General features: G+C 50.0%; 1 protein-coding gene. It reads right to left on the bottom strand.

What is annotated here, in order from left to right; all coding sequences use genetic code 11:
- Window positions 1–8: 8 nt before the first annotated feature.
- A protein-coding gene (locus ACT3XD_RS19575) for an IS3 family transposase (protein WP_192539958.1) occupies window positions 9–1,189 on the bottom strand; the annotation gives its coding sequence in 2 pieces (ribosomal slippage) (window positions 9–922 and window positions 922–1,189; 1,182 coding nt in all).
- Window positions 1,190–1,261 lie beyond the last annotated feature (72 nt).

Here is a 1,261-nt window from a genome sequence, read left to right as displayed (position 1 = left end):
TGTAGTGGTCAAGTAAAACTGGCCACCGCTTTATAGTTAACCCAGTACTTTTCCTCTGCCTGGTTCGGACTCATACCACCGTTATGCTGGTGAGGCCTAAGCTGGCTGTAATACCCGATTAAATAGTTCACGATATGATGCTGCCCCTGCAAGAATGAGCGATAGCCATACGTTGGCACCCATTCAACCTTTAAGCTCCTGAAGAAACGCTCCATTGGCGCATTATCCCAGCAATTACCACGTCGGCTTAGACTTTGTTTTACCTGGCATTTCCAGAGTGTCTGACGAAACTTACGGCTCGTATAATGACTGCCCTGGTCGCTGTGGAATATAACCCCTTTTGGCCGCCCACGGCTCTCATAAGCCATTTTCAATGCGCTGCTGGTGAGTTCGCTATCGGGTGATAACGACATCGACCAGCCAATCGTTTTCCTAGCAAATAAGTCCATGACAACGGCTAGATAAGCCCAGCGTTTGCCAGTCCAGATATATGTGACGTCGCCACACCAAACGCGGTTGGGCGCCTCAACGTTAAACTGACGCGCTAAGTGGTTCGGTACCTCAACATGTTCGTCACCTGTTTTCTTGTAGGTGTGCCCAGGCACTTGGCAGCTAATTAGGCCAAGCTTTTCCATCAGGCGGCCAGCGCGATAGCGACTTAACGGCACATCCTGCCTTGTCGCCATCTCTGCGATGCTGCGCGCCCCTGCAGAGCCTTCGCTCTCGCGAAAGAGCTCTCTGACCTTGGCTATTTCCTTAGTCTTCGTGGCACACACAGGTCTTTTTGAACGTTGTCTCCAGTATTTAAAGCTGCTGCGATGCACGCCAAACACGTCACACAGTTTTTTTACCGGGTAGCTCGTCTTGAGTTTCTCGATTAGCGAGAAGTGTTCAGGGAGTCCGACATCAAGAGAGCGGTAGCCTTTTTTAGGATGTCTTTTTCCATCTCAATGTCACGGATGCGCTTTTCAAGCTCGCGAATCCTGAGCTGATCGGGTGTCATGGGCGTTGCTTTAGGGCTTTGGCCATCACGCTCTTGGCGTAACTGACGAACCCATTTATCCATGCTCGAATACCCCACATTCATGGCTTCAGCCGCTTCACGAACCGTGTAGTGTTGATCGACGACCAGTTGTGCTGCTTCGAGTCGGAATTCAGGGCTAAAATTACGTTTTGGTCTTGTTGCCATGCTGCCACCTATTTGTCTCTTGGTGCATATTAACACCTCTAATTAGGTGGCCAAATTCACTATGCCACTACA

The sequence above is a fragment of the Halomonas sp. AOP7-B1-5 genome, from assembly GCF_052353045.1.
GTDB classification, from domain to species: domain Bacteria; phylum Pseudomonadota; class Gammaproteobacteria; order Pseudomonadales; family Halomonadaceae; genus Vreelandella; species Vreelandella colorata.
The sequence above is the reverse complement of the archived record's forward strand: the minus strand, read 5'-3'. Positions and strand labels throughout refer to the sequence as shown.